The organism is Chryseobacterium herbae (assembly GCF_025154075.1).
GTDB lineage: Bacteria > Bacteroidota > Bacteroidia > Flavobacteriales > Weeksellaceae > Chryseobacterium > Chryseobacterium herbae.
Window position 1 is genome coordinate 672,196 of record NZ_JAOAMU010000002.1, and the last position, 22,725, is coordinate 694,920.

Genomic DNA, 22,725 nt, shown 5'->3' on the forward strand with positions numbered 1-22,725 from the left:
ACAGCTATGACCACAACAGTTTTAACCACGACGTACAATTTCTCAGCGTACATGATTTACCTTCCTATTGTAATCGCTCTTACCGTATTGGTATCACAGTTTCTGTTCAAAAACTCCAAGACATTTATGATCGATATTTTTCATCAGAAAAAAGACATTGCGATGGCAACGAATTCCCTCTTTAAAATTGGTTTTTATCTCCTGAATATCGGATTTGCTTTATGTATCATTGAATTTTTTCAGATTGAAACCATAGAAAGACTGGTTGTTGCTTTAAGTAAAAAGATCGGAGGCTTTTCTATCTATCTCGGCCTGATGATGCTTCTCAACCTCCTTCTGTTTCTGAAAGGCCGTAAACATGCTATGAACAAAGAAAAAATCATCGAAAATGAAAACACTCATCTTTAAAATCTGGATGTATATCACCTTCAGATCCAACAATAAAAGAACCCGTGGCGATTTCTTAACCTTTTAAAATAAATGATCATGAGAACATTTGTAATAATCGACTTTTATGTTCAGCTGGTAATGCTTATGATTGGAATTCTCCTGGCAAGTTTTGGTGGCTCTAATATCCTTTTATTCTACTATGTGACAGGTGGCGCACAATTGATAAGTTTCCTGATCAGATTGTTTCTACCCATAAAAAAATCAGTCTTCTATATAATCTATGGAATCTTGATTATGCCGGTTTGGATTTCCATACTTTTGGCTTATACAGATTATAATATTTCTCAATTTTTCGATCAGGTTTTATTTGCTTCTTTATTTTACAGTCCGGTTATGGCCGTGATCTACATTTATGATTATTACAACGTCTACAAATCTTACCCATAAACCGTCATGAAAACCTTAAAAAACCACACCCTGATCTACGACAATGAATGTCTAAAAAAAAAGCAAAATATGAACCATTTTGAACTCATCAAAAAAGTAGAATGGAAAGATCTCAGAACCCTTTCTGTCAAAGAAATGCTGATCGAAAACAATATCAGTCTGCCATGGTTTTTTATTTCTATCCTGTTGGCTTATCATGAATATTACTGGCTGGCACTTCCTTTCTCAGGATTCTATTTTCTGACAGCGCTCAGACAAGTACATAATGGTTTTCACAATTCGCTGGGAACGGGAAAAGTACTCACGTGGCTGTCTATGTATCTCAACAGTATTTTAATGATGGCTTCCATTCATGCTGTGAAATTTAACCATATCAGACATCATAAATTCTGTCTTTCGGAAGAGGATTACGAAGGGAAATCAGCGTCTATGAAATGGTATGAAGCCATTTTGTACGGCCCGAAACATATGTTCCTGATTCACTGGATCACCTTCAAAAAGGCCAATAAAAACTATCAACGGAATATGATGATAGAACTGGTTTCCATTGCAGTTTTTACTTTCTTAATTTTCTTTTTTCAGATTCATTTTCTGATGTATCACGTGTTAGTCATGATTTTCGGAGAATTTCTAATGGCCTTCTTTGCAGTATGGAGCGTGCATCATGATACCCATGAAGATCCCAATATCGCCAGAACACAGCGCGGATCCTGGAAAAATAAGCTTACCTTCAGCATGTTTTATCATATGGAGCACCATCTTTTCCCTGCCGTTCCCACCATCAAGCTACCCGAACTGGCCGAAAGAATAGATAAAGCACTCCCGGACCTGAACAAGAAACAGACTTTTTGAAAGATATGAGACGAGAGATTGAGGCTAAGACTAAGACTAAGACTAAGACTAAGACTAAGACAGAGAATGATAATCAAAAGCTATTGAATCCTCAAACATTCAAACCCAATAACCCATAAACCCGCACACATCCCGAACCCCGAACCTCTAAAACCCTAAAACGCTCCTACTCTCAAACTAGAACTCACACCCAAAAAACGACAAAATGAACTTCCTCCAAGCCGAATGGCGAAAACTAGCCATCATCAATTACGAAATAGACCCTGAGATTTTAATGAAATATCTTCCTGAAGGGACAGAACTGGATTTCTATCACGGAAAGTGTTATGTAAGTTTGGTCGGATTTATGTTTTTAAACACGAAATTACTTGGGCTTTCCATTCCATTTTATAGGAATTTTGAAGAAGTTAATCTAAGATTTTACGTTAAAAAGAAAGAAAAGAATAGGTGGAAAAGAGGTGTTGTTTTCATTAAAGAAATCGTTCCTAAATATGCGCTCAGCTTTGTGGCCAATTCATTTTACAGGGAAAATTATAAAACAATGCCGATGAATAATGAAATCAGGGTGAATGGTGATGAACTGACTGTAAAATACGCATGGAAAGATAAAAGCTGGCATTCCATCCAAATTACCGCTGATAGTATGGCTGTGCCGATGGAAGATGATTCAGAATTTGAATTCATTACCGAACATTATTTCGGATTCACCAAAAGAGAACATAAAACCTCCGAATATGAAGTCTGCCACCCGAAATGGGAGCATTATCCGATTAAAAATTATCAGCTGGACATTGAATTTAATGCACTCTACGGAAAAGACTTTGAGTTCCTTAATGAGCAGAAACCTATCTCTGTGATGCTGGCAGAAGGCTCAGAAATTGAGGTCAAAACAAAGAAATACATTATGTGATTTTTTAACCACAAAAGTGACAAAAGTTTTAACTACGTTGTAAAGCTAAATACCTGATCCATTAAAGTTCATATAAGTTGAAGAATCATAAATACAATCAATATAATCTGTAAAAACAGCACGAGAAAAGCCAGCCACAACGTGGCGATTTAGCCCAAGATAGGATGCAGTCCTATCAGAAGCATATCATAAAAATCAGCTGAATCTGTAAAATCAGCGCGAGAAAAACCAGGATAAGATGCAATCCTATCATATCAAAATTAAGGTTTGCTGTTTAAAGAAAGGATGTTTAAATTAGCAAAAACGAACCTTGTATGCTCATTAAACAGAAAACGAAAAGTCTTTTCCTGTCATCTTTTCTTATATCCTCAGCTTTTTTTCCGCAGGCACATAATGTTTCTGCAGGCTATCAGAAGCCGGACGATCCGCTCGTTGTTCAGAATCTGGAAGAATGGCAGGATCTTAAATTCGGACTGTTTATGCACTGGGGAACCTACAGCCAGTGGGGAATTGTGGAAAGCTGGAGCCTGTGTCCCGAAGATGAATCCTGGACTCAGAGAAAACCGGAACATGGGAAATCTTACAATGAGTATGTGAAGAACTATGAAAATCTTCAGACTACTTTCAATCCTATAGAATTTAATCCTCAGAAATGGGCAGATGCTGCGAAGAAAGCCGGGATGAAATATGTGGTTTTTACGACGAAGCATCATGACGGTTTCACGATGTTCGATACCAAAGAATCCGATTATAAAATTACTTCTGCCAAAACTCCTTTCTCAAAAAATCCGAAAGCGGATGTCACCAAAGAAATCTTTAATACCTTCCGAAAAGACGGATTTAAAATCGGAGCCTATTTTTCAAAACCTGACTGGCATTCCGAAAACTACTGGTGGCCCTACTTTCCGCCAAAAGACAGGAATGTCAACTATGATCCGACGAAATATCCTGAAAGATGGGATAACTTTAAAAAATTCACCTTTAATCAGCTGAATGAGATCACGTCCAATTATGGAAAGATCGATATCCTGTGGTTGGATGGAGGCTGGGTACGTCCTTTTAAAACCATTGATCCATCTGTAGAATGGCAGAGAACCATCAAAGTAGAACAGGATATTGATATGGATAAAATAGGGACTATGGCGAGGAAAAACCAACCGGGAATCATTGTGGTAGACCGTACCGTACCTGGAAAATGGGAGAATTATGTTACTCCTGAGCAGGCTGTTCCGGAACATCCCCTTTCTATTCCCTGGGAGAGTTGCATCACGATGGGAGACTCTTTTTCCTACGTTCCTGATGACCATTATAAATCTTCCCAGAAAATCATAGAAACGCTTATAAAAATTATCTCAAGAGGCGGAAACTACCTGATGAATATCGCTCCCGGACCCAATGGAGATTATGATCCGATTGTGTATGAAAGATTAAAAGAAATTTCCGGCTGGATGGATAAAAATCAGTCTGCAGTTTTCACAACCAGAAGTGCAGAGCCTTATCACGATGGAAATTTTTATTACACCCAATCAAAAGACGGTAAAACACTGAACGTTTTCCATATCGATGATGCCAAAGAGTATAAAACGCCATCGGTACTCAATTTTCCGCTTCCGGAAAACTTTAAACCCAAATCATTGAAAATTCTTGGTCTGAGCTCAAAAATTCAGTGGAAACAAATCGGAAATAGGCTTGAAATAAAACTTCCTGAAGAAAGGACAAAACTCAAGTTGGCCACTGTAATTCAAATGACAAAATAATGAAACTGAATTTGATTAAAATTACGGTCATTGTATTGTCTTTAGGTTCTGTTTACTTGCATGCTCAAAAAGAAAAACCCTTATACAAAGATTCAAAACAACCCACAGAAATCAGAGTTCAGGATCTGTTGAAAAGAATGACGCCGGAAGAAAAATTCTGGCAGTGTTTTATGATTCCCGGAGATCTGGATAACGTTCCGAAAGATCAGTACAGACACGGCATTTTCGGATTTCAGGTAAGTGCCGGAAACCAAGGCGGTAGTGCAGCCGGACAAATGCTGAAATACAATGCCGGTGAAAATGCTGAAAAACTGGCAAAAAAAATCAATACGATCCAAAAATATTTTGTTGAAGAATCCAGACTTGGAATTCCCATTATCCCTTTTGATGAAGCCTTACACGGACTGGTTCGGGAAGGGGCCACTGCTTTTCCGCAGGCCATTGGTTTAGCGGCTTCTTTTAATCCGGATTTGATGAAGGAAGTATCTTCAGCTATAGCGAAAGAAGCGAGACTTAGAGGAATCCGTCAGATTCTGACGCCTGTAGTTAATCTTGCCAGCGATGTCAGATGGGGACGAACGGAAGAAACTTATGGAGAAGATCCTTTTTTAACCTCAGTCATGGGTGTTAGTTTTGTGAGTTCTTTTGAAGATCAGGGAATCATTACCACTCCAAAACACTTTTTAGCCAATGTAGGAGAGGGCGGAAGAGATTCGTACCCGATCCACTGGAGTAAGCGCTATCTTGAAGAAACCCACCTTGTTCCCTTTTATAAAGCCTTTAAAACAGGAAAAAGCAGATCGGTCATGACTTCTTACAACCTGCTGGATGGAAGACCTTCAACGGCCAATCATTGGTTACTCACAGAAAAATTAAAAAAAGAATGGGACTTCAAAGGCTTTGTAATCAGCGATGCTGGAGCGGTAGGAGGAGCGAATGTTTTGCATTTTACGGCAAAGGATTACGATGATGCTTCGGCACAGGCCATCAATGCGGGGCTGGATGTGATATTCCAGACAGAATATCAGCATTACAAACTTTTTATCCCACCATTTTTAGACGGAAGAATTCCACAAGCTAGAATCGATGATGCTGTAGCAAGAGTGCTCAGGGCCAAATTTGAGTTGGGGCTGTTTGAAAATCCGTATGTTTCAGTGAAAGAAATACAGGAACTAAAAAATATCGATCATAAACCATTGGCTGAAAAGGCTGCGGTTGAGTCTTTTGTTCTGTTGCAGAATAATAATGGAACGCTTCCTGTTTCCGGTGCCGTAAAACGGATAGCAGTTATCGGAACAGATGCTGCTGATGCAAGGCTGGGCGGATATTCCGGGCCGGGAAATAATAAAGTGAGTATTCTGCAGGGTATTAAAAATTTCACCAAAGATAAAAATATAGAAATTCTTTACGCAAAAGGGATTACCTGGGATATAAAGGAGTTTAAAACGGTTCCCGCCGACCTTTTATCATTCGGAAACAAAAAAGGATTAAAAGGGAGCTATTTTTCCAACAGTACTTTGAAAGATACTCCGGTTTTTGAAAGACAGGATGAACAGATTAACTTTAAATGGACGCTGTATTCGCCGGATCCTGAAAAACTACAGCCCGACAATTACAGCATTCGGTGGACGGGAAAACTGAAGGCCCCGGAAAATGGAAAGTATCATTTGGGACTGCGCGGAAATGATGGTTTCAGAATGTATGTAAATGGAAAACCTGTGATTGACCAATGGAAAAAACTTGGGTATTCTACCAAAACAACAGTCGTGGATTTTGTGAAAGATCAACAGTATGATATCGTCATCGAGTTTCATGAAAACAGAGGGGAAGCGAATATCGAACTGATCTGGAATTATGGCATTGAAAATGATCAGGAAGACTTTGATGAAGCTTTAAAAATAGCAAAGAATGCAGATCATATCATCATCACGGCAGGAATTCATGAAGGCGAATTTCAGGACCGTTCTTCGATGAGTCTTCCCGGAAATCAGGAAAAAATGATCCATGAAGTGTCAAAATTAAATAAACCTGTCACCGTAGTTCTGGTAGGCGGTTCTGCTATAAAAACAACGGCTTGGAAGGATAAAGTTGGAGCGATTCTGGATGTCTGGTATTCGGGTGAAGAAGGAGGAAATGCGGTAGCAAAAGTATTGTTTGGAGCAGAAAATCCATCTGGAAAACTTCCCATCACATTTCCCATGGAAGAAGGGCAGTTGCCTTTGACATACAATCATCATCCAACAGGAAGAGGAAATGATTACCACGATTTGAGTGGAGAACCGCTGTATCCGTTTGGTTTTGGACTGAGCTACACGACGTTTGAGATTTCTGATCTGCATTTAAACAAAGCAAAATATTCAGACCATGAAACCATCACGGCAAAAGTTTGGGTTAAAAATACAGGATTAAAAGCCGGAAGTGAAGTGATTCAGCTGTATGTGAGAGATCTGTTGGCATCAGTATCCAGACCGATTATTGAATTAAAAGGGTTAAAAAAAATTCATCTGAATCCTGGAGAATCAAAACAGGTGACGATCGAAGTTCCCGTAAAAGACCTTCAGTTTTTGGATGAAAATATGAAGTGGATCGTACAAAAAGGCACCTACCGGATTATGGTTGGAAATTCTTCTAAAAACCTGCCATTGAAAGGAAATATTGAAGTTGAATAGCAGCTTTGATCATACAAGATTTTGGCTTCAGTGACTGCTATGGTATGATATATGTAATATTGATATCAACCTGAATGAATTTAACGGATAAATATTAATCGTTTAAAACCATTCAAAAAAAGTAAATGTCATGAGAAAGTTTTTTATATCAACCGTAGTGTTATTAGGCTTGTCAATGAATGTCAATGCCCAGAAAAGTCCTCCCGCACCTCCGACTAAAACTGAACTGATTAACATTAAATCGCGTGAGCTGGACAAAAGATATAATACAGAAAAGAAACTGATTTTGAATCACCCGCTTGCCACAAAAAAAATGAAAAGGGATCAGTTAAAGGCTTTAAATGAGAAATACCGCAGCCAGAAAAAATTACTTAGAAAAATGTAGCACTGCAAACTCCTTTATCAGTTTCAAATAATACTGGAAAGGCAAAAATATAAAAAGCCGTTTTCACATCTTGTGAAAACGGTTTTTTCATTATATTCTATTATGATCAATCTTTTTAAATAGTTTTGGTCTTAGCCTCAATCTGTATCATCTTAATATAATTTTCTAGCCAGCAGCAGGTTCAGTAGGAAAGTCCCCGTCCAGTTACTGTTATTGGCTCCGTTACTGCCTATAAAGTCTATACGGGAAACAGAGACCGTGAGCCTTGTTTTTCCTGAGACATTGGCAAGACTGACAAAGGAAGCAGTAAAAATATCGGGAAAACTGGAGTTATTCCCTGCCGTTAAAATAGGATACATGTTGTTCACATTGAAAGGAGTCCCCTGGAATTCGTAAACGAGCATCATCCGGCTTGCGTTGGAGTACCCGGCGGTATGGGCAAAAGTAGTAGACGCTTTACTGATGATCCACCATGCATCTGTTCCTGTTCCTGAATCATATGCGGGATTCGCATGACTCACCCAGTCTGCAATCGGTGCAGTACCGTTAGCGTGTGGAGGAATGGTAAGTTGTATCCCATAAATTTCTACATTGCTCGGTTTTGGAAGAACGGTAAAGGAAAGATCCCATGTTCCTCCCGTTGTATTACTGTTGTTCACCACTTCAGCGTAAGCTCCTGTAGGGATTACAAAAGATGCCACAGGCGTATTATCAATTCTCAGGGTATTACCACTTGAGGCCTGAAGTGTAATGCCTGAAGCAGAGATATTCTTAATCTTATAAATTCTTCCTGTGTAACTTGCTGTTCCGGTTCCGATGACAGGAAGGGTAAAGGTAGCGTTGGCCGCTCCATCATAGGTGATGTAGTGATCTGTTGCCGTAATGTTGTAGGTTGTTGTAGTGATTTGCTTATAATCAGCGCCCATAGATCCTGCAACTGCCAGAGTACTGTTGGGAGTGGTGGTTTTGATACCAACTTGAGCATTAACAAAAAGTCCCAATAGGAGGGAAATCGAAATAAAATTCTTTGTTTTCATTTGTTTGGATTTTAAGCAAAATTAGAGAAAAATATTATACTGTATTCATTTATAAATGATTATTTTACTTATTTTAATATTATATCACTATAAAGTGATGTTTTTATATGAATTTAAATTTCAGAATAGTATTTAATATTTGATTAAAAAAATACGTTTATGGAGGATGGGTTCACTGGCAGCCGGCGAAATCAAGTTAGTGTTCAGTGAAATATGAAATGGCAGAACATAAAACATCCAATATTTTTCCTTAAATTCGCATAAAAATTTTTAAAATAATGAACTACGATATCATTGTCATCGGAAGCGGTCCTGGCGGTTATGTTACAGCCATCAGAGCAGCACAATTGGGTTTCAAAACTGCAATTATCGAGAAAGAAAACTTAGGAGGTATCTGTCTTAACTGGGGATGTATTCCTACGAAAGCTTTATTGAAGTCTGCGCAGGTTTTTCATTATATCAATCATGCTGAAGACTATGGTCTGAATAAAGTGGAAGCTAGTTTTGAATTTCCAAACGTGATCCAGAGAAGCCGTGGAGTAGCCAGCAAAATGAGCAAAGGAATTGAATTCCTGATGAAGAAGAACAAGATCGATGTGATTCTTGGTACAGCTACAGTTCAGAAAGGTAAAAAAGTGTCTGTGACAGATAAAGATGGTAAAGTAACCGAATATGCAGGAGAAAATATCATTATCGCAACAGGAGCACGTTCAAGAGAACTTCCAAACCTTCCTCAGGATGGTAAAAAAGTAATCGGATACAGACAGGCATTATCTCTTCCTGAGCAGCCGAAATCTATGATCGTTGTAGGTTCCGGAGCTATCGGGGTAGAATTTGCTGATTTCTATAATACAATGGGAACTAAAGTAACGGTTGTAGAATTTATGCCAAACATCGTTCCTGTAGAAGATGAGGAAATTTCTAAGCACTTAGAAAAATCTCTTAAAAAGACAGGAATCGAGATCATGACCAATGCATCAGTAGAAAGCGTTGACACCAGCGGTGAAGGCGTAAAAGCTACTGTAAAAACAGCGAACGGAACCATTACTCTTGAAGCTGATATCTTACTTTCTGCTGTAGGGATCGCTGCCAATATCGAAAATATCGGATTGGAAGAAGTGGGAATTCAAACAGATAAAGGGAGAGTTTTAGTGAACGAATGGTACGAAACTTCAGTTCCTGGTTACTATGCAATCGGTGATATCATTCCTACTCAGGCTTTAGCACACGTTGCTTCTGCTGAAGGAATCACTTGTGTTGAAAAAATCAAAGGAATGCACGTTGAAAAAATCGACTATGGCAATATCCCTGGATGTACATACTGTCACCCTGAAGTAGCGTCTGTAGGTCTTACAGAAAAGCAGGCTAAAGAAAAAGGATACGAAATCAAAGTAGGTAAATTCCCTCTTTCTGCAAGTGGTAAAGCTACTGCTAACGGAAATACAGACGGTTTTATCAAAGTTATTTTTGATGCTAAATACGGCGAATGGTTAGGATGCCACATGATTGGAGAAGGTGTTACAGATATGGTTGCAGAAGCCGTAGTGGCCAGAAAACTGGAAACTACAGGTCATGAGATCATTAAATCGATCCACCCGCACCCAACAGTTTCTGAAGCGATTATGGAAGCAGCAGCAGCAGCTTACGGTGAAGTGATCCACATCTAATTCAACTATAACTAATAACGTATTCAAAGATGTTTAAAAAACTTGCCGCAGAAGCACTAGGTCTTGGTGATATCGGGAAAATTATCCCTTCTCAGGACTATGACAAAGTAGACTCAGATGATTATATTTTATCGGAAGATAATGAAAGAATTTTCTTCTTAATCAAATCCAAAAGAGATGAATATTGCTTTACCAACAGAGCATTAATTCATATCGACGGAGCCAGTGCTCTGGACAAAAAAAGGATTTTAAGAAGATACGAATATTATCAGTTTCCTTTTTCAAATATAGCGCTGCAGACTGCGGGAACCATTGATCTTGATGTGGAAATTTCATTCCATATCGGAAATGTTCCATTAATGATCAGTGTAAGCAAAGGCCAGATCGATCAGTTAAAAGATCTTTACAAAGCGCTTTTAGCGATCCAACAGGAAGTACACCATAATCAGTCGATTTTAGGGTTCTCTGTAGATAGCCTTCAGAAAGCGATTACAACAGTAGCTGCCGGAAAGCAGGAAAATGTCTCCAAAAGCCAGGAATTGCAGCATGTGAATGAATATGTTTTCAACTGGTCCAGGAGCAGCTATGAGAAATACAACCAAAAAGATTTCTCGGCCATCTTTGAAAAGTATATCAATAATTAAGAAGATCTTATATCTTAATATACCAACCACAGGCATTTTGTCTGTGGTTTTTTTGTAAATTCAGGAAAAATTTAAAAAATGAAGAACAACTATATCATTCTTGCTCTGTCATTGGCCGGACTCCTGTCTGCGCAGACGAAAAATGAGTTTGTAAGTCCCAACGAAAACCTCATTGCCGAGAATATTCTGCCGATTCCTAAAAATCTGAACCAGGCGATTAAAAAATATTCCGAAAGCAGAAATGCCGGGATTGCAAGCATTCATCCCAACGGGAAAGAAATCATTGCTGTGACCCGTTTTGCATCTACCAATCAGCTCCATAAAATCACGGTTCCGATGGGAGACAGAAAACAGATCACGTTCTTTGATGAACCGGTGAATACAGCATCCTACGAGCCTGTAAAAGGGGAATATCTGGTCTATGCGAAAGATACGGGAGGAAATGAATTCGGACAGCTTTTTAAGCTTGATCTTAAAACACTGGAATCCAAATTGCTCACCGACGGCGGAAGATCCCAGAACGGTGGTATGAAGTGGAAAAAAGACGGTTCAGGATTTTATTTTTCATCTACGAAAAGAAACGGTGGCGACAGGGATATTTATTATATGAATCCCTTAAAACCTGAAGATACGCAGCTTATCCTTGAAGTAAAAGGTGGCGGTTGGGGAATTTCCGATCTGTCGGATGATGGTAAAAAGCTTTTGATCGGAGAATATGTTTCTGCCAACGATTCTTACCTGTACATCTATGATCTGGAAACCAAAAAGCTGGAACCTATTACCGACAGGAAAGAAAAAGGAGTGGTGCAGGGCGGCGCATCTTTCAGTAAAAATCCGGATGAAATTTTCTATGTGACAGACCGGAATAATGAATTCAGCAGACTGGCAGTTTTAAATTTAAAAACAAAAAAGACCGAATATCTGACCTCATCTATCCCATGGAATGTTGAAGATTATGATTTGTCTGACGATCAGTCTAAAATTGCTTTTGTCACGAATGAGAGCGGAATCAATAAATTATATATCCTTGATACAGCAACCAAAAAGTATGCACCGGTAAGCCAGATTCCGGTTGGATTGATTGGTGGTGTGAAGTTTTCGAATGACGGAAAATCGCTTTATTTTTCAAGATCTGCGGCCAATTCCGGTTCAGATGTTTATAAAATGGATATGGCCAGCCAGAATATTGAAAGATGGACAGAGAGTGAGCAGGGTGAAATGCAGCCTGCAGATATGTCTGTTCCCAAACTGATTGAATGGAAAGGTTTTGACAATATGAAAATCTCAGGATTCTATTATCCTGCACCATCGAAATTTACAGGAAAAAGACCGGCGATCATTAACATACACGGCGGTCCGGAAGGGCAGTCTATGGCGTCATCTATAGGTTCTTCAAACTATTTTAGCAATGAAATGGGTATTGCCATGATTTATCCTAATGTAAGAGGATCTTCGGGCTTCGGGAAAACCTTCATCGCGGCAGATAACTGGGATCTGAGAATGAATTCCGTGAAAGATATCGGAAGCCTTCTGGACTGGATCGCGAAACAGCCTGAACTGGATAAAGACAGAATCATGATCATGGGCGGAAGCTACGGTGGTTTTATGACACTGGCTACCGCTTACGAATATGCCGATAAAATCAGATGTTCTGTAGACATCGTGGGAATCTCCGATTTTAATACGTTCCTTAAAAATACGGAAGAATACAGAAGAGATCTGAGAAGGGTAGAGTACGGTGACGAAAGAATCCCTAAAATGGCTGAATTTTTCACTAAAATTGCCCCTCTGAACAATATTGACAAGATCAAGAAACCTATGTTTATCATTCAGGGAACCAATGACCCGAGAGTTCCGGTGACCGAAGCTGTTCAGATGAGAGACAAGCTGAAAGCTCAGGGCAAAACGGTATGGTATCTCGAGGCTAAAAATGAAGGCCACGGATTCAGAAAAAAAGAAAATGTAGATTTCCAGCGCCTTGCGGTGATCCGATTTATGCAGGAATATCTGTTGAAATAAAAGGGTGGGAAGCCTGAAGCTGGAAGAGGGAAGTTAGTGAACGCCTGAATGTAGTTTTAATTTCCTTGACCTATGTTCTGATTAATAGAGCAAAAACATAAGCCTAAAATCATTCGGGCTTATGTTTTTTTTATGTAAAGACTGATTTAGACCTTTTCTTTTTCAAAGGATAAAATATAAAAGTCAAATACTTCTTTTCCTATCCTGAATTCATGTTCTCCGGCATGTTTAAACCCGTTTCGGTCATAAAACTGAACGGCTCTTTCATTAGATTTTAAAACAGATAGCCACAAATGGGTTTTATCAGATGTCATAAAGGAAGTCATGAGTTCATCCATCAGCTGTTTTCCTATTTTTTGATCTAAAAATTCTCTTAGGACGTAGATTTTCTGAAGCTGTGAGGCATTTTCCGTATCAATACTTTCGGTATTGGAGTGAATCTTTAACTTGGCATAGCCTACAGGAAGTTCGTTCCAGAAAGCGATCCAATACAGGCTGCTTTCTTTCTGCAGACTGGTTCTAATTTTGGACACATCGAATGTACGCTCGTAATACTCAAATAAATCCTTCTGATCTCTGAAGTATTCTGAAAAGGTTTCGGTAAAAGTGATTCTTCCCAATAAAGCAATATGTTGGGCATCATCAGTGTTTGCCCTTCTTATCTGTATCATAATTCCTATGAGTTTAATTCTATAAATTTCGAAAATCAATAGCAGCCACGCAATCTAAAACGTGAGATATTTTAAAATAATTAACGTCAGGATAAGATCAAAGAATAAAGAATAAAGAGCCAGCCAGATATTAGAAGGGAGTAAGAACATTGAGGTGATAAAACTGGAAAAATGTGGATTGGAATTGCTTTTTTCCTTATGGTAAGGCTCAATGTATTGATAAACAGACGGGTATTCCTGAGAGATTTCTGTATATTCAATAGGGGCGGGCTTTAGCCCGCTTACAAGATATACGCATTGCAAAAGGCTTTAGCCAAAATTTAGACACCAGGATTTTCTTTTGATCTTTTTAAAACGACTTCAATACCTTTAAAAGGTATTGTTAAATATTTGCTGTCCATTAGTAAATTACATTCCATCCTTTTCATCTTAATTTCTTATCCTGGACTCAGGTTAAATAATTTATTTTGAAAACCTCAGGATTTGAATAGCGCTCAGGACTGGTTTACCTGTTGGAATAGTTTTAAAATATGAGATTTCTAAAATTTAACCTCGTTTTCTCACCCCGATTCCTTACATTTATTCTATGAATTTTGAGAGAACAGGACTGGTTTTGTCTGGAGGCGGTACCAAAGGAATTGCCCACGCAGGAGTGTTGAAATTCTTGAACGAAAAGAAAATTGATGTAGATGTGCTGTCCTGTTGCAGTGCAGGATCCATTGTAGGATGCCTGTATGCCGTCGGGAAAACGCCGGACGAAATTTTAGAGTTCTTCAATTCAGTTTATTTTTTCAATTGGAAACATTTTGCTTTTAATCAGCCGGGACTGGTTTCTTCCATTATTTTCAGGAATTATCTTAAACCTATTTTCCATGATATGAAACTGGGAGATCTGAATAAGGAAGTGAAAATTGTAGCCACGGAACTGGTTTCCGGAACCCAGAAAATTTTTGATGAAAATTTCCAGGTGGTGGATGCTATTATCGCATCATGTTCCATTCCCGGAGTCACGACACCTTATATCATTGGGGATGAAATGTACTGTGATGGAGGCGTGCTGAACAATTTTCCAGCAGATATTATCAGAGAAGAATGTGATAAACTGATTGGTGTTTTTGTTTCTCCACCCCATAACATTGATATCAACGACTTAAAATCAATCAAAGCCATTGTTTCGCGTTCCTATGACCTACTTTCCTACAGAATAGAAAAAGGAAAATTCGATTACTGTGACTGGTTTATTACTTCTCAGAAATTATCGAGCTACGGAGCTTTTGAGCGTAGAAAGGACCGGATGGAAGAGATTTTTAATGTTGGTTATCAGGCTGCAGAAGAAAGCTACGAGACAAGCAGTTTTCGATCTGAATTGCGCCAATCGGGAAGTTGAGTTTAATACGGACTTCGGGTTACGGGTTACGGGTTACGGGTTTGAGCGTCTGAGAGTTTTTGGGTTTGAGAGTTGGGTAGATTTGCTAGTTGCTAGTTGCTAGTTGCTAGTTGCTAGTTGCTAGTTCGAAGTTGTTGGCTTAATTAATAGATTCACCGTCTGATGTCTGAAATCTAGCATCTTGATTCTTATTTCTTATTTCTTCCAAACCAAAACGCCCCTACTTTTTCCGTAATATATTGATATAACCCATCATAAACAGTAAGCAGCCTACCGTAATGCAGCTGTGAATCCAAAACCTTTTCGAAAATTGATCTCTCGTGAAATTGTCCCAGGCAGATTTTCCGAAGAAGTAAGCCGCTCCCACAACGAGAAGTGGAATTAAAACATAAAAACTCCCGAATATCACACTGCTCTGAACCTTTTCAAGTTTTGAAGTCAGCGCATATTCAGTAATTCCGGCTAAGATAATCAGTCCAAAGAAAATAACAATCAAAGTGCCGATACCCGTCATCAATTTCAAATCAGTGACAAGTCTGGCTTGATGGGTATTTTCGTGGACTACTATTTTTACTTTTTCATGAAGTTTTGGAACATCAGAACTGCCAAAACCGGTATCGACCATGATTTTCTGTTGAAGCCCGTTATGATCCTGATACTGTACAATAGGGTAAGCAAGGGTTCCCTTCGAAGCCCTGCTTTTTTGAATTTTAAAATCGATAATCTGTGCTTCCCTGATATCGCCAGAGAAGTGATCTTTGGCAGTAGATCCAAGAAATAATACCATCGTGGTGGTAAAAAATACGAGCTTATAAAAGATAAAACCTGCGGCTGCAATTAAGATGATTTTTGGTATGCTTTTTATCCGTTTTTCCTTTCTCCACCATTGATAAGAAAGGAACAAAATAACCAAAACAACAGCAACCGTTAAATAGATAGAATGATATTCCTGAATATTAACTCCGAACATAGTTTAATGGACAATAAATGCTTTATTTACGGATAATAACAAATTCGTTGCTGCCTTCCGGAAGGTATAATAATATGCGATAATCAGCGGCTCCGGATTTTTGACCTTTTCGGATTAATGCTCCCCAACCTTTTATATCTAATGGAGATTTATGGTTAAATTCCATCGTATGATTCTTTCTTTCCAACGTTGCCAGCTTACCGCCTGCATATAATTTCAATTCATAATCCTCAAGAGGAATCATCATGTTGGTGCAGTATTTTTCAACATTGGTTTTGTTTTCACTAACGGAAGTGGACTGCTGCTCAGGATTGCTGTAATAAAAGACCGCCGTTTCTGCAGCTCTTTTCTTTGTTAAATCTGCCCATTTGTTTCCACTGCCCTGATTCAATATTTCTCTCACCTTTTCATGGAAGCTGACTACTTTCTTTTCCAGTTCTTTTTTATCCATTTTTGATAAATCCTGGCCTTTGCTCCAACCTTCTAAATCATAAGGAAGATCTTTAATTTCAACTTCCCATTCCTGCTCAAAGTAAGGAACAGGGGCGTCGGGAGCTCTGAGAGAGAGTTGGGTATACGTTTTCGGATCTAAGATGTCTCCGGTTTCCCTGTTTCTGACATAGCTTCCGAAAGTGAACTGACAAGATTTTATGTCTTCCGGACTTACCGTTGTATCGCCACGTCTGAATACCGGAAAGATCTGTATTTTGATTTTATATTTTCCGTTCTTCAATGCATATCCGTTCACATCCACCGATGAATTAAGCGGCGTATTTTCTTCTGATATTTTTATGTCGTTGAAATAGATGGCAACCGGTATTGTTGCATTAGCGTTGATAGTATATGTGATTTGTTTTTCTTTTGCGGTCTGCTGTATCATTTCTTCACCTGTTTTATCTGTTGTTTTATTTTTCGGGTCATTACAGTTCATATTCATTAGGAAAACAATGAATAGAAATACTAAGTTTTTCATTTTAATCAAGTTTAAATTCATACGAAAATCCATCATGTAAAAGATACTTTTTTTCCGAAGGATCAGCATCATTATCTTCTGTATTATTATTTAAATTATCACTGTCTGTTTTAACGCTTGCCTTTATGGTGGCATACAATCCCTGGTATTTGCATTCCAGTACTTTGGTCTCAGCATTTTTAGCGATATTCAGCACGGCATAGGCACTTCCCTGGAATTCAGCTTCCAGAGAGTAGATATTTCCAAATTTTGCAGTTAGGCTTCCACCACATTCCACGCCAAATTTTATTTCTACAGATGGGGTGATGTCATTCTCCATAAATCCGTCTACGGTATGATACTTCGTCGCTGTAGCTTCTATTTTAAATGCTCCGGAAACAAACAGATCCAGATAATAATCTATATCAAGCTGGATTTTATATTCATCTCCGCCGCCAAAATAGTCAACTATTTTATTCCAAAAATCATCTGAAGATCCCACGGTATCCGCCACTGCTGTAATTCCCTGTATAGCCTGTCCTACATAAGGAATTTTGGTGGCAACAAAAAGAAGATCCAGGCTTCCCTTTATTTCTATAAGAGGATCTGCCTTAAATTTTACTTCATATAACGTGCCGATTTCACCACCTTCTTTTTCGCTTGCCACATAGCTCCATTTCACTGCTCCGGCAAAAGCAGGCTGACTTATTTCTACTTTGAACGGAATCTTGCTTAATTTCTTATTTTTACCGCCAAGATACGTATTACGCTGTTTATTTCTTTTTTTTACCTGATCGGGGCGTTTGTTTTTGTTTTCAGCGATAGCTTCATCCGCTTCTTTGTTAAAGGTTAATAAGCTTATGGTATTAACGACCCACATCGCACTGTCGATAATATTGAAAACGGGATGTTCACCGGAAAATGTAATGGCTTCCTGTTTAATGTCATTATATCCCCATTCCAGAGCGACTTCAAACTGGCTGTAGCTCAGACGTCCTTCACTTACTTCCTGTTTTTTGTTTTTATAATTTTCATCCCGTGCATCCTGTTGTGCTTTACGGATTTTTTTATTGTTTTTCTTATTAAAAAAGCCTCCCTTGCCCAAATACTTTCTCTGGGTGTAAGATTTAGTCTGCCCTGTGAAAAAAGGGTTTTCTGCAGCCAGTTTAAAACCTACCTCATAATAGACCGCAGGATATACTTCCACGTTCAATGGTTTGCTGATGGCGCAGGAATTGAACTGGACCGGATATGACAGTTTTTTGACTTTTTCCAGGCTCATCATATCAATAACTTGTTCACGGGAAGGTTTGGGATAAGCAACGGAAAAACTGATATCATTTCTTCCAATGGTCAAGCTTTTGTATCGGCTCGGATCTGTTACGGTGACTGCTTTTTTCTCATGCCATTGTTCCGGTTTATCTTCAAATATACAGTCATCTGTTTTCAGATCGGTAATGGTGATCTTAACAGGTTTTTCTTTTTCATCAGAAACAATTCTGTAATGAAGTTCGTTTTTATATTTGTCTTTGAGGCGCTGAAACAGCGTGGATTTCTTAGTGTTGTATTCCCCGGTGATTTCAGTGTACTGGCACGGATGAAAGAAAGCGATATCGGTTTCCACCTGGCTCAGAATAACGACCTGATTGGAATTGGAATCATTGACCTTTACTTCCTCCACTGCATCTTTATCAATTTTTAAAATGCATTCCTGCAGAATTTTTTTCTTTCCGGGAATACGGTCATGATAAACGACAGGATAGATTTCCAGACTATCTCCACCCATGGTCTGCCATAAAGGATCTATAAATACGGCAAATTTTGACTTTTGCACATTAGGCTTTCCTGTGGCATCGCCGTCGTATTTATTGCCGTCTTCTTCTACAAGATACCCTCTTTTAGCCGTAGAAGGAACTGTTTTTTCCTGATGTACGGAAACAGGTCTTTCAAAAAATTCTTTCTGTTTTGAGATGTCTTCTTTTGTTCTTTCTTCCGTCTCGTTATTAAGATATTCTGTCGCAAAAAGTTTATCATCAGAATCAGTTATTCCCAGAGTGATCAGCCTGATTACTTTATCTTTGTCCTTGAGCTGAACTTTTATATTGTTTCCATATAAAGCGTCCGTATAAATATTCAGATAAACGGACGAACCGAATTTTAATGGATTTAAAATTTTGATATTCTCTGCATTGGTCCATTCTGCTGTAATAACAGCAGGACTTTCACCTTTAGCATTAATAAGAATACCATGTGGATATTTTCCCTGAGGCGTTGTCCCTTCCCAAAAAGGTTCAAGATATACCGCACCGCCGCCTTCCAGAAATTCACCGAAGGAAAATTTAAAGCTGGACTTACCGGTTGACATGGCTTCGTTAAAGCTTTCTGCAGTAAGTTCCGGGCGCCTGTCACCTACAAGCTGATGGACCCAGCGAACCGATTTATAATCATCTTTAATAGCTTTCAGATCATCTTCATACTGCTTGTTGATCGCTTCAACGTTTTTATTGTGGGCACTACCGAGCTCGGAATATTTCTTTTTCCTGGCTGCTATTCCTTCTTCGCGCTTATCAAAGTTGGCATCATAGGTTTCTTTTTTTATCTTACCGGCTTTATAATCTTCATGATTCCGAACAAGGAAATCATAGCTTTGCTGTTCCTCTTTTCCTAGGGCATCACTCTTTTTGGTATAGTCTTTATTCGCTTTTTCCAGATCTTTTTTTTGCTTCTGGTCTAATACGTCTTTCCGGTCTTTAAATTCTTTGATGAAAATATTGAAACTTTCAGCTTTTTTTAATTCCAGCCAGCCAATATCTTTGTGAAATGTCTGTCCTGGTTTGGATTCAACATATATATGTAATGGGCTCTTGTTATCCATAGGACTTTATTTATTGATTGATAGGAATGTATTTTTTTGCGCCTCCTTTTATATTCACAAAAGGAAGGAGCTCTGCTAAAACTTCATCATCAGCATTCTTCACATTCTGTGCGGAAGCTTCAGCGGTCTGTCCATGATTGACGATTTTGATACAGTCAGGTCCTCCGATGGGACAGGTTGCTTTGCTGTCTTCGAGTAAAGCTTTTCCACTGTTATCCTGCAGCGTTATTTTGTCATAGAAACCGCTCCATTGGGTTACCACAACCTGGCAGGGACTATTATTCATTTTCGCACAGCTTCCGAAAGTGTTTTTCTCGAAAGTTTTGCCGATATCCATATGGGTAGCCATCAGTTTTTTGCTGCCGGCATTATCATTGATGTAGCGTTTACTTTGTGTCTTTACCTGAAGTTTATCCGGAGCTGTTCCGAAGTTACACATACAGGTAGCACCTTGACAGACTAAATGTTTACCGCTCATTTTGTGTTCTTTTAGTGTTTTTTAAATTGACTGAGAATTTTTCTGCTCATAGGCTTGAAATTCAATGATGAATTCTTGCCCTTTTTCAAAAGTTGAGAGAGAGCCGTTGATTGAAAATATTTCTCTGGTTTCCCGTTCAAATTTATACAGGAGATCGATTCTGCCTTTAGATGAGTTTTTATTGAATCCATCTTCTTCTTCAGTTCCTGTTATTGTGAGTGCTATTTTATTTCCTCTTGTATATTCTTTGTTTAACGAATATTCTATGGTATATCCGGCATTCCGGGACAGACTTGAAAAGTAGATCTGCAAAAAGTCTTTCCTGAAAAAATTGGGATATCCCTTATAAACAGGCAAAAAGAATAACTTATAAAATATATTCCTGCTAAACAGGTCTTTCTTTAAATCAATATCAGTATATGCCTGATCTAATTGTCCCAGTATGCGGTCTGTAGTTTCCGACTGGTAGTATTCTTTCAGTTCCGGAAAGCATTCCGTTTTCCAGCGTTGGGCGATATCTTCTTTATTCAGGAGCTTTTGAATGGAGCCATTGCTATGGGTCGCAATTTGAAGCGGATATAAAACCTGTTCTGCCTTTTCAAACAGCTGCTCTATTATTTTATCAATTCCCTGATTGTTGACGTAGGTTTTTTCCTTGTTCAGTTCAATATAGAAAGGAGTTCTCTTGATATTCATTTTATAATGGATCTGCAGATTTTTAGGAAGGAATTTGATGATCACACCGTAGACTTTCTTACCGGATCCTGTTGGTATTTCCAGTACCGTATTTTTCAACAGTCTGCTGTCCCTGATCTTGAATTTGTCTGCCGGGATATAAAGATATTCCACATACTTGGGCAGTGAAATATTCAATAGTTCCGAAATACTGCAATGGGTGTTATGAAAACTCACCAGTTCTGCTGCTGTCATGCCATATTCATCACAGAGAGCTTCCAGATTAAGGATCCCTTCTGTTTTTAATTTGATGTATTCTTTTGTGGCAGAATCTTTCATGTTTATTACGCTTCCCAAATTAAATTAGTCTTATACTTTCAAAAAGTACATCAATCCCAAACTCAGCCACTGCAAACCGATATAGATATAAAAAATCATAGCAGAAGGTTCGGCCAGTTCGTGAAGTTTTTCAATCAGTTTGGTTTTAATGATATCATAAAAATTGGCATTTCCATTTTTCAAATCCAATTCGTCAAAGCTCAGCTTTTTCAAACCATAACTTAAAATCCTTTTTAAAATCTTATTCTCCGAACTGTTCTTAAATTCATTCATCAGCTTGATTTTCATCAGAGCATAATCTGCACTCGTTCTGACAACAGCCGGTTGTCCGCTTCTGAATTTACTCAGAATTTTATCAATAGCAGGAATCAAAAGTGTTTCCGAATGATCCTTTACCAACCTGCTGATGATATTGGCCATGGCATATTTCGTAGAAAAAACACCAATCACAAACGGAGCTGCGATCATCAGTAAAAGAAAAATAGAACCCGAAACCGGTTTCACGGTCACTGCAGCAACAATGAACAAATAAGCACCACTATGCCCTAAGGAACTTCCCAAACTGTTGGACAAAATATAAAATCCCAGTATAAGCGTAATTATTGTTGAAAGAATTCCTATTCCATAAATCTTTAATAAACTGAGGATGAATACCGCAGACAGTTTTGAAAAGTATTTTATTTGATTGGTGATTTTGTTCATTCTTATGTTTTAAAAACTATTTATTTTCCGTTCTTTTTTCTTTCCTCAAATGAAGCTTCTGTTACTTTTCGGCTATCAAAATCTGATTTGGATTCATAGCCTATCTTAAGATATTCCAGTTTCTTTGTCGCCGTGTAGGTTAGCTCATAATATTGTAGTCTTCCATCCTTACATTCTGCTCCCGGTGCACGATAATCGCCACCGAAAGTTTCAGTTGTTGTTCCTGAATCATTTACCCCATCTATATCATCATCCACATATCCAAATTTACCGGAATAGGGAAGATCTGCACGATAGGAATTGATTTCTTCCACCTTCATTCCTGCCTGTACCGGAAAGCCATTAAGGTCTACTGCACCTTGATAGACTTTGAAAGGGTAGATGTAGCTTTCCTTTAGCAGTTTTTGAAATGCTTCTTTAATTGTTTTTTGAGAAAGATCATCAGAATATACAGGTGACTTAAGCATATCTTCCGTAGTTTTTTTTTCTTTTTCAATATATTCTTTTGGATGAGAAACCCATCCTCTTGCATGATTTAGCATCTGCTCTTTTGCTTCAGGGCTGTCCAGGTTCAGAAAGAAGATGTAAACCCAGGCTACAGTACCATCTCCATTCTCAAAATTGTCCACTGCAATGCCGAGTTTATCCCATACATAAGTTCCCTTATCCTTTTCCATATAAGCCATAAACGTTCGGTCCGGCTTCCCTAATACCTTTATCCAATCCTCAATAGGAGTTCCTAATTGTAATTCACTTCCTTTATAAGACATACCACAAGAATCTACTTTTACAAGAGCTTGGGATATATCAACAGATTCTTTTTTCATATTTTGACATTGAAAATTTAATATTGTAAATAACAATAGTGAAAAGACGATCTTTATTTTATTTTTCATTTC

Annotated in this window: 20 protein-coding genes; 11 read left to right on the forward strand and 9 right to left on the reverse strand. The window is 38.4% G+C overall.

Translation table 11 applies throughout. From position 1 onward, the window contains the following. Window positions 1-6: 6 nt before the first annotated feature. From N0B48_RS09095 to N0B48_RS09125, 7 genes are all read left to right on the forward strand, one after another. Complete coding sequence (locus tag N0B48_RS09095; protein ID WP_259838400.1) at window positions 7-408, forward strand: hypothetical protein; 402 nt, start codon at window positions 7-9, stop codon at window positions 406-408. A gap of 78 nt (window positions 409-486) precedes the next feature. Next, window positions 487-837, forward strand: coding sequence for a hypothetical protein (locus N0B48_RS09100; RefSeq protein ID WP_259838402.1), 351 nt, complete (start codon window positions 487-489; stop codon window positions 835-837). A gap of 6 nt (window positions 838-843) precedes the next feature. Beyond that, window positions 844-1,689, forward strand: a complete 846-nt coding sequence (locus tag N0B48_RS09105; protein ID WP_259838404.1) for a fatty acid desaturase family protein — start codon at window positions 844-846, stop codon at window positions 1,687-1,689. Window positions 1,690-1,894: 205 nt separating this feature from the next. Further along, a complete protein-coding gene (locus tag N0B48_RS09110; RefSeq protein ID WP_259838406.1) occupies window positions 1,895-2,599 on the forward strand; it encodes a YqjF family protein in 705 nt (234 codons plus the stop codon). 314 nt (window positions 2,600-2,913) lie between these two features. Beyond that, window positions 2,914-4,356 (forward strand): alpha-L-fucosidase, encoded by a 1,443-nt coding sequence (locus N0B48_RS09115; RefSeq protein WP_259838408.1) that lies wholly within the window; start codon window positions 2,914-2,916, stop codon window positions 4,354-4,356. After that, on the forward strand, window positions 4,356-7,025 hold the full coding sequence (locus tag N0B48_RS09120; protein ID WP_259838410.1) for a beta-glucosidase: 2,670 nt from the start codon (window positions 4,356-4,358) through the stop codon (window positions 7,023-7,025). The genes N0B48_RS09115 and N0B48_RS09120 overlap by 1 nt, the downstream gene beginning before the upstream one ends. A 130-nt stretch (window positions 7,026-7,155) precedes the next feature. Next, window positions 7,156-7,410 (forward strand): hypothetical protein, encoded by a 255-nt coding sequence (locus N0B48_RS09125; RefSeq protein ID WP_259838412.1) that lies wholly within the window; start codon window positions 7,156-7,158, stop codon window positions 7,408-7,410. A 152-nt stretch (window positions 7,411-7,562) separates the two neighbouring features. Here N0B48_RS09125 and N0B48_RS09130 read toward each other — a convergent pair whose 3' ends face one another. Further along, window positions 7,563-8,447 (reverse strand): hypothetical protein, encoded by an 885-nt coding sequence (locus N0B48_RS09130; RefSeq protein ID WP_259838414.1) that lies wholly within the window; start codon window positions 8,445-8,447, stop codon window positions 7,563-7,565. Window positions 8,448-8,725: 278 nt separating this feature from the next. On the opposite strand from N0B48_RS09130, the gene lpdA reads away from it, so the two are divergent. From lpdA to N0B48_RS09145, 3 genes are all read left to right on the forward strand, one after another. Next, complete coding sequence (gene lpdA / locus N0B48_RS09135; RefSeq protein ID WP_034750188.1) at window positions 8,726-10,114, forward strand: dihydrolipoyl dehydrogenase; 1,389 nt, start codon at window positions 8,726-8,728, stop codon at window positions 10,112-10,114. 29 nt (window positions 10,115-10,143) lie between these two features. Next, the gene (locus tag N0B48_RS09140) at window positions 10,144-10,758 is read left to right on the forward strand and encodes a PH domain-containing protein (protein WP_034732120.1); all 615 of its coding nucleotides are present in this window, start codon (window positions 10,144-10,146) and stop codon (window positions 10,756-10,758) included. A 78-nt stretch (window positions 10,759-10,836) separates the two neighbouring features. Next, window positions 10,837-12,777, forward strand: a complete 1,941-nt coding sequence (locus tag N0B48_RS09145; protein ID WP_259838419.1) for a S9 family peptidase — start codon at window positions 10,837-10,839, stop codon at window positions 12,775-12,777. 146 nt (window positions 12,778-12,923) lie between these two features. Here the strand turns inward: N0B48_RS09145 and N0B48_RS09150 are convergent, their stop codons facing one another. Then, a complete protein-coding gene (locus N0B48_RS09150; protein ID WP_259838422.1) occupies window positions 12,924-13,448 on the reverse strand; it encodes a GNAT family N-acetyltransferase in 525 nt (174 codons plus the stop codon). A 586-nt stretch (window positions 13,449-14,034) separates the two neighbouring features. Between N0B48_RS09150 and N0B48_RS09155 the strand changes: the two genes are divergently transcribed. Continuing rightward, window positions 14,035-14,835, forward strand: coding sequence for a patatin-like phospholipase family protein (locus tag N0B48_RS09155; protein WP_259838424.1), 801 nt, complete (start codon window positions 14,035-14,037; stop codon window positions 14,833-14,835). 220 nt (window positions 14,836-15,055) lie between these two features. On the opposite strand, the gene N0B48_RS09160 is transcribed toward N0B48_RS09155, so the two are convergent. The 7 genes from N0B48_RS09160 to N0B48_RS09190 are packed head-to-tail and all read right to left on the reverse strand — an operon-like array spanning window position 15,056 to window position 22,653. Further along, a complete protein-coding gene (locus N0B48_RS09160; RefSeq protein WP_259838426.1) occupies window positions 15,056-15,805 on the reverse strand; it encodes a hypothetical protein in 750 nt (249 codons plus the stop codon). Window positions 15,806-15,827: 22 nt separating this feature from the next. Continuing rightward, entirely contained in the window at window positions 15,828-16,778 is a 951-nt protein-coding gene (locus N0B48_RS09165; protein WP_259838427.1) for a hypothetical protein, read from the reverse strand. 1 nt (window position 16,779) lies between these two features. Then, window positions 16,780-19,632 carry a hypothetical protein gene (locus tag N0B48_RS09170; RefSeq protein ID WP_259838428.1) on the reverse strand — a complete coding sequence of 951 codons (2,853 nt, stop codon included), beginning with the start codon at window positions 19,630-19,632 and terminating at the stop codon, window positions 16,780-16,782. Window positions 19,633-19,642: 10 nt separating this feature from the next. Beyond that, window positions 19,643-20,110, reverse strand: coding sequence for a DUF4280 domain-containing protein (locus N0B48_RS09175; protein ID WP_047442429.1), 468 nt, complete (start codon window positions 20,108-20,110; stop codon window positions 19,643-19,645). Window positions 20,111-20,131: 21 nt separating this feature from the next. Continuing rightward, entirely contained in the window at window positions 20,132-21,124 is a 993-nt protein-coding gene (locus N0B48_RS09180; RefSeq protein ID WP_259838430.1) for a hypothetical protein, read from the reverse strand. A 30-nt stretch (window positions 21,125-21,154) separates the two neighbouring features. Further along, entirely contained in the window at window positions 21,155-21,826 is a 672-nt protein-coding gene (locus tag N0B48_RS09185) for a hypothetical protein (protein WP_259838431.1), read from the reverse strand. A gap of 20 nt (window positions 21,827-21,846) precedes the next feature. Continuing rightward, entirely contained in the window at window positions 21,847-22,653 is an 807-nt protein-coding gene (locus N0B48_RS09190) for a DUF7738 domain-containing protein (RefSeq protein WP_259838432.1), read from the reverse strand. Window positions 22,654-22,725: the final 72 nt, after the last annotated feature.

What these genes read in the sequence shown, in the direction of transcription:
- N0B48_RS09100 (WP_259838402.1), top strand. Translation starts at nt 487, where the DNA reads ATGAGAACATTTGTAATAATCGACTTTTATGTTCAGCTGGTAATGCTT.
- N0B48_RS09150 (WP_259838422.1), bottom strand. Translation starts at nt 13,448, where the DNA reads ATGATACAGATAAGAAGGGCAAACACTGATGATGCCCAACATATTGCT.
- N0B48_RS09120 (WP_259838410.1), top strand. Translation starts at nt 4,356, where the DNA reads ATGAAACTGAATTTGATTAAAATTACGGTCATTGTATTGTCTTTAGGT.
- N0B48_RS09180 (WP_259838430.1), bottom strand. Translation starts at nt 21,124, where the DNA reads ATGAAAGATTCTGCCACAAAAGAATACATCAAATTAAAAACAGAAGGG.
- N0B48_RS09110 (WP_259838406.1), top strand. Translation starts at nt 1,895, where the DNA reads ATGAACTTCCTCCAAGCCGAATGGCGAAAACTAGCCATCATCAATTAC.
- N0B48_RS09190 (WP_259838432.1), bottom strand. Translation starts at nt 22,653, where the DNA reads ATGAAAAAAGAATCTGTTGATATATCCCAAGCTCTTGTAAAAGTAGAT.
- N0B48_RS09115 (WP_259838408.1), top strand. Translation starts at nt 2,914, where the DNA reads ATGCTCATTAAACAGAAAACGAAAAGTCTTTTCCTGTCATCTTTTCTT.
- N0B48_RS09185 (WP_259838431.1), bottom strand. Translation starts at nt 21,826, where the DNA reads ATGAACAAAATCACCAATCAAATAAAATACTTTTCAAAACTGTCTGCG.
- N0B48_RS09125 (WP_259838412.1), top strand. Translation starts at nt 7,156, where the DNA reads ATGAGAAAGTTTTTTATATCAACCGTAGTGTTATTAGGCTTGTCAATG.
- N0B48_RS09170 (WP_259838428.1), bottom strand. Translation starts at nt 19,632, where the DNA reads ATGGATAACAAGAGCCCATTACATATATATGTTGAATCCAAACCAGGA.
- N0B48_RS09145 (WP_259838419.1), top strand. Translation starts at nt 10,837, where the DNA reads ATGAAGAACAACTATATCATTCTTGCTCTGTCATTGGCCGGACTCCTG.
- N0B48_RS09155 (WP_259838424.1), top strand. Translation starts at nt 14,035, where the DNA reads ATGAATTTTGAGAGAACAGGACTGGTTTTGTCTGGAGGCGGTACCAAA.
- N0B48_RS09105 (WP_259838404.1), top strand. Translation starts at nt 844, where the DNA reads ATGAAAACCTTAAAAAACCACACCCTGATCTACGACAATGAATGTCTA.
- lpdA (WP_034750188.1), top strand. Translation starts at nt 8,726, where the DNA reads ATGAACTACGATATCATTGTCATCGGAAGCGGTCCTGGCGGTTATGTT.
- N0B48_RS09095 (WP_259838400.1), top strand. Translation starts at nt 7, where the DNA reads ATGACCACAACAGTTTTAACCACGACGTACAATTTCTCAGCGTACATG.
- N0B48_RS09160 (WP_259838426.1), bottom strand. Translation starts at nt 15,805, where the DNA reads ATGTTCGGAGTTAATATTCAGGAATATCATTCTATCTATTTAACGGTT.
- N0B48_RS09165 (WP_259838427.1), bottom strand. Translation starts at nt 16,778, where the DNA reads ATGAAAAACTTAGTATTTCTATTCATTGTTTTCCTAATGAATATGAAC.
- N0B48_RS09140 (WP_034732120.1), top strand. Translation starts at nt 10,144, where the DNA reads ATGTTTAAAAAACTTGCCGCAGAAGCACTAGGTCTTGGTGATATCGGG.
- N0B48_RS09130 (WP_259838414.1), bottom strand. Translation starts at nt 8,447, where the DNA reads ATGAAAACAAAGAATTTTATTTCGATTTCCCTCCTATTGGGACTTTTT.
- N0B48_RS09175 (WP_047442429.1), bottom strand. Translation starts at nt 20,110, where the DNA reads ATGAGCGGTAAACATTTAGTCTGTCAAGGTGCTACCTGTATGTGTAAC.